Origin of the sequence: Nitrosospira sp. NpAV (assembly GCF_000832065.1) — a bacterium.
Lineage (GTDB): Bacteria > Pseudomonadota > Gammaproteobacteria > Burkholderiales > Nitrosomonadaceae > Nitrosospira.
This window is the reverse complement of record NZ_JXQM01000014.1, coordinates 95,185-103,531: the sequence shown is the minus strand read 5'-3', so window position 1 is coordinate 103,531 and position 8,347 is coordinate 95,185. Positions and strand designations below refer to the sequence as shown.

Genomic DNA, 8,347 nt, shown 5'->3' with positions numbered 1-8,347 from the left:
CCTTGATGAGTATGGCGCCGTCTCGAAATTTACCTGTTTTTTTCCAGTGCTCCCAGCTCTCAGGGTCAATGTAAACGGTATGGAATTCTTGGAAATTGGCCTTTCCGTTATTCATATCATTTGGGGTGAGAGGCGTACCTACGTAAACCCATTCGCGAAATCCCGTAGGGCGTTCCAACACGTTATTTTTGATAGTGAAGTATTCTTTAGCAGAAACGCTGCCAGACGTTAAGGAAGATCCCAAGGCAGCCAGGATCAATAAACCGGTTAAATATTTGTCAATTCTCATTCAATTCTCCTATCGATTATAAGATTCGGTGGATTCACGTCTTTGCAGCTATTTCGGTGATCCTTCGTAAAGCAATTTACTGATTCTTGGTATTTCGCTTTTCTGAACTCCCTTCCAGTAATATTGCTGTTAGCAGTTTAATAGGCGTGAAATGTCTTTTAGTCCGAGAAATAGGTCCTAAAGTCCAAGATACAGCTCGGTGACTTTTCTATTTTGGTTACAATACGGGAGATTAAAAAGCGAAGGATGTACTATGATGCTTCTGCCAGCGCAAACCACTTCGCGCACCGGAATGCCAATTCCACCTCTATGTCATTGTGATAAATGATGCGTTTGAGCCGATATTGTTTTTGCAAGCATGGTCGCTGTGCGTAACCGGCCTTTAATGCGAATCTCCTCATCAGATCTCGATAGTCTGATGAACGCCTTGGACGTGAATTTCGTCACATTGACAGAATGTTTAGTTAGTTCAGGGTATCGCCTGGACATGGGCGGGATCAACGTGCCAGGCATCCATTACAACTTATCCGGAAAAGGGCGATTTATCGTCGGCAATGAGCCGCCAATCGATATCGTCCCACACACATTAATTATCGTTCCACTGATGTCGTCGTTTCGAATCGAAGTAGCCGGAAAGAATCCATCCCTCCCCCTCATTACTGTAGATGGTCGTGCGCAAGCAAAAGGACAAACGATTTCAGGTGGAACAATCAGGCGATTTGTTGCAGGCGACGAGGAATCGCCGGAGGTTCTGCTGATCTGTGGCGTCTTTCGCACTTCCTATGGCAGTGCAACAGATCTCTTCGCGAACCTAACGGGACCCATCGTCGAACAATTCGATTCAGCTGATATGTTGGATACGCGTTTGGAAATGGCGTTAAAAGAACTTATCGCGCAGGAGGTAGGCGCTAAGGCCATGAGCGCTGCTTTGATGAAGCAAGTTATCGTCGCGCTGTTGCGCCGATCACTGAGCTCACTTAATGTCTGGGTTGAACGATTCTCAATCTTGAGCGATTCAAAAATTACACGCGCTTTTGCAGACATGGCCGCACGCCCTGGTGCCAACCATACGTCCGACAGCTTGGCGCAAACCGCCTGCATGAGCCGGTCTGCATTCTTCGCCCGGTTTACTGAGCTAATCGGACGGTCCCCAATGGATATATTGAGAGACTTACGGCTACGTCAAGCCGCTCAACAGCTCACGGCAACAAAATTGACCATCGAGCAAATCGCAGGTAACAGCGGTTACGGGAGCCGGAGCAGTTTTGTGCGCGCATTTAGGAAGGCCTACGGTAACGGTCCTAATGAATACCGCGCGGAAGCGCAGAAGAAGAATCGGTCGGGCAGGGCAGAAGGAGCCGAAGCGAGCGAACTGCCCGACTCGTCAGCATCGTAGTTCTAAGGTTCGAGGCCCCTCCAGGATCTTCTGTAGAAGTGAAGACCGATTCGAGCTTTAAAGCACGCCAAGGACACCAGCGCGTCAATCGACACCGCGAACACGGCGATCTTCGCCGGAAACACGCCGTCCCAAAAATCAAACCTGAGAAACTAAATCAATGGAATCAGGGCTCGAATACATCTCAATCTTGCGCCAGCTTGAATTTAGCACGTTTGATTGCCAACGTGCCATAACAGGATGCCGGGGTGATCAATTGAGGGAAGAGGACTATCGATCTGCTTGAGGGTTACTGTCCGTGAGTTCCGCGCTGCCTGTACCATTGCTCCAGCATCATCAGAACCCAAACCATGGTGCCATGATAGCCTGCATGCTCGTCGAGGTGCTGCCCAAGTAGCTTGTCGATAAAATCGGCGCGTATAATATTCCTCGACTTGAGATCGCTTAAGCTATCTGCAGCCAGGGCCTGCAATGGTTTGTGATGCTGGAGCCACACCCCGAAAGGCAAGCCGAAACCATGTTTCTGCTTGGTGATGATCTCTTCCGGCAGAAACCCTCGCAACGCTTCCTTAAAAAAATAACGCAGCTTTGTGCCCTTGAGTTTTAGCTGAGGTTCAAGTCGCAAAGAAAAAGCAGTGATCTCGTCGCTAATGAGGGGGAAAGCCACATCCATTCCCGCCAATTCGCAAGTTTTTGCCACTTTAGGTAAATCATTATCGGCAAGCGTGAACTTGCGATCAAAGGCAAGCATGCGGTTTATCAGGCTGTTAGCATTGGTCTGATGATAGATTTCGTTCAAGAGGCTAGCGGGATAGCCTGCATTGACAGTAGCCAGGAACTCTTGGGTAAAGACTTCTCCATGACCATAACGCTCCAGAAGATTATAGGTTTCCGTACGCGCCGGCATCGCGATCGACGCCTGTTCTATATAGCTGCGGGCCTTTCGCACCAGAGGCAAGGCAGCTCCACCTGGCACACCAAAAACCAGCGGCTCCACCACTCCCTTGCGCAACGCTGAAGGCACTTGTTCATAAAGAGAAAAAAGATGTTGTTTGGCGTAGCGCACGTTGCCGCCGAATAACTCGTCTCCGCCATCGCCGCCCAGCATTCTGCTCAGGCCGTCCTCTTTAGCCATGCGCGCGCAATAGAAAGCAGGAATGGCGGAAGAATTACCGAAGGGTTGATCGAAAATCGCTGCAACCTGTGGAATAGCACTCACTATGTCATCAGGAGTAACATAGTATTCTTTATGCCGAGTGGAAAAATGCCTCGCCGCAATACGCGCATATTCCATTTCGTCATAACCGGAAGCATCGAAACCGATGGAGTAGGTGCGGGCCGCCTCACCGCTGACTTCTCCCAATATTCCGGCGATTGTCGAACTGTCGGTGCCCCCGCTGAGAAAAGCTCCGGCTTTCTCTTCTCCAATCGCCTCCCGCACGCTTGAGCGCAATACATCCAGAAAATCCTGCTTAAGTTCCTGAAAGGGACGTTTCTCGTTTTCCAGGAATCGCATTTCCCAGTATTTATGAGTCTCTGCCCGCCCCTTCCGGTAAATCAGATACTCGCCGGGCAGAAGACGCTTTTGTCCCTGATAAATCGTGTCGGGACCGGGCACCATGTGAAAATAAACATAGTTATATAGGCCCTGCGGGCAAATCTCGGATCTTGTTTGGGGATGTAAAATGATGGCATCCGCCGATGAGCCAAAAACCAGGCATTCACCCGAAATCTGGAAAGAAAGCGGATGAATCCCCATGCGGTCTATAGCGACAATGGCTTCGTTCTCTCTTTCATGCAGAATACAAAGGGAAAATGCCCCAGTCAGACTCTCAAAGACTTTTTCTCTTTTTTCTCGCCAATTGTCGGCCAGAGTTTTCACCATGCCCTCAGCGCGCGCAAGCTGGGCCAGACGGGGGTCGCTAAAGCCGGGACGTCCCCATATTGCTACGAGAAGCCCTTCTTTCTGATAAACCTGCGCGCCGTCGCCGGTTGCGGCGACTGCCAGGGCGCTGCTTCCCCCAGCCAGCACCCGCGCCTCGCTGCCATCAAAACGGGTAAGCGGCCCAGCCATTCGCTGAACAAGCTGCACGTTATCATTGAGGGTAGTGCCGTAGCCCATCCAACCACACAATCCGCTCAAAATAGCCCCCTCATTTTCCTCAACATTACCGTTCCATTATTTTTGATTAATGATGATTTGATGCCATATTTGCGGCTACGGCGTGCATTATCTTCCAGAAAGATAAACATTTTATGACTGACAGCCTAGCAGCCTAGACCAGTACTTCAACAGGTGCGGGATGGCTGAGGAATGCGGTAGGGCTTGCGGTCAGACCGTAAGCCCCTGATTGAAAGACAACCATCAGGTCTCCAATTTCGGCTCTGGACATCTCCATCTTATCCGCCAATAGATCCAGCGGCGTGCAGAGGGGACCCACCACCGAGACAATTTCACGTTCGTTACCGTACACCTTGTTGCCGACAACGACGGGGTAATTTTTGCGGATTACCTGGCCAAAATTACCCGAGGCGGCGAGGTGATGATGCAGGCCTCCGTCCGTCACCAGGAATACCTGTCCTCTAGACATCTTTCGTTCCAGCACACGGCATACATAAATACCTGCTTCCGCTACCAGATATCGTCCCAATTCGATTACTACGCGCGCCTCCGGAAGCTGCCGCTTTACCTCGGGTAGCAGACGCTGCAAGTTTTGGCCAACTGCTGCTATATCCAAAGCCTCGTCGCCTGGAAAATAAGGAATGCCAAAACCGCCTCCAATGTTCAGCAGGCGAACTGGGCTCGGCGCATGCTGGGCAAGAGAGATGCCGAGCTGAAAGGTCTTTTCATGAGACTCCTGAATGGCCGCTGCCTTCAAGTTTTGAGACCCGCTGAAGATATGAAATCCTTCGAAATCTAGTCCAAGCTCGCCGATTCGGGCGAGCATGGCCGGAACGCGCTCCGCATCCACCCCAAACTGCTTGGGTCCTCCACCCATTTTCATGCTGGAGGACTTAAGCTCGAAATCGGGATTGACGCGAATCGCTACCCTCGGACGGATCCCAAGATGAGTACCCAGACTGGCGATGCGCTCCATTTCCTGTTCGGATTCCATATTCAGGACAATGCCTGCGGCAATCGCACAAGTGAGTTCGTCCTGGCCTTTTCCCGGCCCGGCAAAACTAATCAGATGCGGTGGCATCGGCGTATCCAGCGCAACTCTCATCTCGCCTGCCGATGCCACGTCAATTCCATCCACCAGGCTGGCCATGTGTTGCACGAGTGCAGGCATGGGATTTGCCTTCATGGCGTAATGCAGGTGGATCTCCGCGGGAAGATGCTGGCGCAGGTAAGCAACCCGTCCGGCAATCTGCCGACGGTCATAAGCATAGAAAGGTGTTCTGCCGACCCGCTGCGCCAAACGTGTAAGAGACATGCCGCCAATCTGGAGACAGTTATCATGTATGGGAAACTGCGTCACGGAGGCATGTCTTGGGCGGTTATTACTCATGTGCCGCTTTCCATGAAGACATTCTGAAATTCCTGAGCAAGCAGTTTACGATCTATCTTGCCGTTGGGATTGCGCGGTAAATTACCTTCTCTGACTTCGATCCGGGTCGGCATCATAAAAGCGGGAAGATGAAGCTTGCAAGCAGCCAGCAACGCATCGGGGTCCAGTTTCGTATCTTTCCGCGATGTTACGATCAGAATAATTGCCTGACCCAGTACTGGATGAGGGATTCCAATGGCGGCAGCTTCTCCCACAAGTTCCGTGGCATAGATCACCTCTTCCACTTCGGTGGGGCTGACACGATAACCCGATGTTTTAATCATTTCATCGCGGCGGCCAATGAAATATAGGAAGCCTTCTTCATCCATCCGCACCGTATCCCCCGACCACACCGCCAATTCCGGAATAGTCAGCCCCGACTGACAGGTAGGAATAGGTTTAAAGCGCTCGGCGGTTTTTTCCCGGTCATTCCAATATCCCATGGAAACCAGGGCGCCACGATGTACCAACTCTCCCGGCTCACCAGCCGCACACAGCGAGCCATCTTCGCGTAGCACCAGCACTTCAGCATTGGGGATGGCCTTGCCAATGGAGTCAGGACGCCTATCCACTTCCTCCGGGGAAAGAAAGGTCGAACGGAACGCCTCGGTGAGGCCATACATCAGAAACACCTGGGTATTGGGAAATTTGCCGCGCAGCAAGTCTAAAGTTGCTCCCGGCATAGCGCCGCCGGAATTTGTAATGTAGCGCAATAAAATGTTCGCCGGCCAATTCAACTGAGCCAATTGAATCCACAGGGGAGGCACTGCGGCAAGACCCGTAATGCGCTCCTTTTCAATGGCTTCGATGATGTCTCGCGGCAACAAATAGTTCATCAGGACACTCGTCGCCCCAACATGAAAGGCCGTGGTGAGTTGACTCAGCCCATAGTCAAAACTTAAGGGCAGTACCGATAGAATACGGTCTTCGGGATGGTTGTTCAGATACTGAGCAACACTTGTCGCCCCTGCTACCAGATTGCGATGGGAAAGGACCACGCCTTTTGGCTTACCGGTACTACCGGAAGTATAAAGAATCGCAGCCATGTCACTATCGATACTATGATGTGCCTTGGCATGTTTACTGGCGGCGAGAGCTTCATCCCAGGATAGGACATTCAAGCCGGGAATGACCGGCGCAATCGCTGCCGGGCCGACCATCATCACGGTGTGCAGATCATGGCACTGCGATAGAACCGGGGCGAGCGATTTCAACCGGTCGGCTGAAGTGACCAGGATTCTTACGTTGCAGTCGCGAAGAATATAGACTACCTGTTCCGGCTTGAGAAGCGGGTTGACTGGCACGAAAACACCTCCAGCGGATGTGGCCCCAAAAAGTGCCGCGACCGTTTCCGTACGTTTCTCCAGATAAACCGCAACGCGTTCCCCTCGATCCAGTCCCAGAGCAAGCATTGCCTTCCCAGCCGAGTCAACCATCTTGGCCAGGGCGGCATAGCCCATGCGCTTGCCCTGATAAACCAGCGCTTCCTTGTCTGGAAAGTGATCTGCGGACTTGAAAATGAGCTTGTGAATAAGATCTGCCATCAAAAAACCTGCTTATCAAATAGGTTGCGAGATAAAGTGATCGAAGAAAATTGCTTACTTTAACCCATAGCGGTTCATTAGATCATAAATGGTGGGGCGGCTGACGCCTAATAATTCCGCCGCCTTGACCACACTGCCATCCACTCTCGCCAGCGCTTTCATCAAGGCATCGCATTCCGCCTTTTCCCGGATCTGACGAAGGTTAATGGGTTCCATCGGCGCGACCGACGTCTGCAACCCGAGATCCTCCGCGCTGATCATGGGGCCGTCGGCCATGATAACGGCCCGCTTGATGCAGTTCTCCATCTCTCGGACATTACCTGGCCACGGATGGCTTTCAATCGCGGCAAGCGCCTCTTGACTAAAATTCAGTGAGGGACGTTTTTCCTGGACCAGGAATTTATTCTTGAAGTGATGCGCCAACAACGCGGCGTCACCCGCTCGTTCACGTAGAGGAGGAATTGTAATGACGATTTCGCTCAGGCGATAATATAGATCCTCGCGAAAACGTCCTTCCTCTATTAATTTCTTCAGATTCTGGTGCGTTGCACATACAATCCGCACGTCCACCGGGATCTCCTTACGTCCGCCAACTCTTTCGATCACTCGCTCCTGCAAGAAACGAAGAAGCTTTGCCTGGAGCGGCATGGGCAAATCGCCTACCTCATCCAGAAAAAAAGTACCCTCGTTGGCGAGCTCGATCTTACCCAGCGTCTGCTTGGCTGCACCTGTATAAGCGCCTTTTTCATAGCCGAACAATTCACTTTCCAAGAGTGTTTCAGGAATCGCCGCGCAATTGATTGCCATGAAGCGCTTTCCCTGCCTGGCACTCGAGTGGTGCAGCGCTCTTGCCAAAATTTCCTTTCCCGTTCCACTCTCGCCCAGCAGGATTGCCGTGGCATCCGATGACGCCACTTTCTCCACGTTACGACATACCTTGATCATTCCAGGATCGCGGGTGATGATACCGGTTATGGGCAAATTTATCTGAGTTTGCAATAATCTTCGATTCTCCTGCTGCAATGCATATAGATAGAAAGCTCTTTCCACCACGAGGCCCAGCATCTCGGGATCGAAAGGTTTTTGATAAAAATCGTAAGCGCCTATCCCGATCGCTTTCAGAGCATTTCCATGATCCTGATTACCCGTAAGAACAATCACCTTGGTATCCGGCGCGAGCTCCAATATCTGTTTTAGCGTACCCAGCCCTTCAGAGGCCCCATCCGGGTCGGGGGGAAGACCCAAATCCATCGTGACGACCGCCGGCTCATATCGCCGAATCAGCGTCAGTGCGCTTTCACGATCGCCCGCCACCAGTACTTCATAGCTATCGAAGCTCCAGCGGAGCTGTTTCTGCAAGCCGGGATCGTCTTCGATCACCAGCAGACTCTTCTTATCCTGATTCACTTATGCCTCTCATTCGTTTCATTTTTCCGAACCCTCATGTACATGCACCCAAGCTTGCCACGATTCCAAGAGGACCCATCCGCGGAGAAGCCGCGGAATCCCACCGCTTTTCCAAATTGATCAGGCCATAGGGAAAGCTGGCTTTTTCTATTATCAGAAG

At 51.6% G+C, this 8,347-nt stretch carries 6 protein-coding genes; 1 reads left to right on the top strand and 5 read right to left on the bottom strand.

Annotated features, from left to right (window positions below):
• Nucleotides 1–289: cytochrome P460 family protein (locus SQ11_RS09910; RefSeq protein ID WP_041513997.1), on the bottom strand; the 289-nt coding region annotated here is incomplete at its 3' end.
• Between the two features lie 418 nt (nucleotides 290–707).
• Between SQ11_RS09910 and SQ11_RS09905 the strand changes: the two genes are divergently transcribed.
• Entirely contained in the window at nucleotides 708–1,685 is a 978-nt protein-coding gene (locus SQ11_RS09905) for a helix-turn-helix domain-containing protein (protein WP_198140835.1), read from the top strand.
• Nucleotides 1,686–1,974: 289 nt separating this feature from the next.
• On the opposite strand, the gene SQ11_RS09900 is transcribed toward SQ11_RS09905, so the two are convergent.
• The 4 genes from SQ11_RS09900 to prsR all read right to left on the bottom strand — a co-directional run bounded on the left by SQ11_RS09900 (nucleotide 1,975) and on the right by prsR (nucleotide 8,187).
• Nucleotides 1,975–3,807 (bottom strand): asparagine synthetase B, encoded by a 1,833-nt coding sequence (locus tag SQ11_RS09900; protein ID WP_232297962.1) that lies wholly within the window; start codon nucleotides 3,805–3,807, stop codon nucleotides 1,975–1,977.
• 154 nt (nucleotides 3,808–3,961) lie between these two features.
• On the bottom strand, nucleotides 3,962–5,197 hold the full coding sequence (locus tag SQ11_RS09895; protein WP_041513995.1) for a pyridoxal-dependent decarboxylase, exosortase A system-associated: 1,236 nt from the start codon (nucleotides 5,195–5,197) through the stop codon (nucleotides 3,962–3,964).
• Nucleotides 5,194–6,780, bottom strand: coding sequence for an acyl-CoA ligase (AMP-forming), exosortase A system-associated (locus tag SQ11_RS09890; RefSeq protein WP_041513994.1), 1,587 nt, complete (start codon nucleotides 6,778–6,780; stop codon nucleotides 5,194–5,196). Before SQ11_RS09890 ends, SQ11_RS09895 begins: the two co-directional genes overlap by 4 nt.
• A gap of 54 nt (nucleotides 6,781–6,834) precedes the next feature.
• Nucleotides 6,835–8,187: a PEP-CTERM-box response regulator transcription factor gene (prsR, locus tag SQ11_RS09885; protein ID WP_041513993.1), complete on the bottom strand. Its 1,353-nt coding sequence runs from the start codon at nucleotides 8,185–8,187 to the stop codon at nucleotides 6,835–6,837.
• Nucleotides 8,188–8,347: the final 160 nt, after the last annotated feature.

Coding starts and splice junctions, on each gene's coding strand:
- SQ11_RS09895 (WP_041513995.1), bottom strand. CDS start 5,197: ATGAGTAATAACCGCCCAAGACATGCCTCCGTGACGCAGTTTCCCATA.
- SQ11_RS09900 (WP_232297962.1), bottom strand. CDS start 3,807: ATGGGCTACGGCACTACCCTCAATGATAACGTGCAGCTTGTTCAGCGA.
- SQ11_RS09905 (WP_198140835.1), top strand. CDS start 708: ATGAACGCCTTGGACGTGAATTTCGTCACATTGACAGAATGTTTAGTT.
- SQ11_RS09890 (WP_041513994.1), bottom strand. CDS start 6,780: ATGGCAGATCTTATTCACAAGCTCATTTTCAAGTCCGCAGATCACTTT.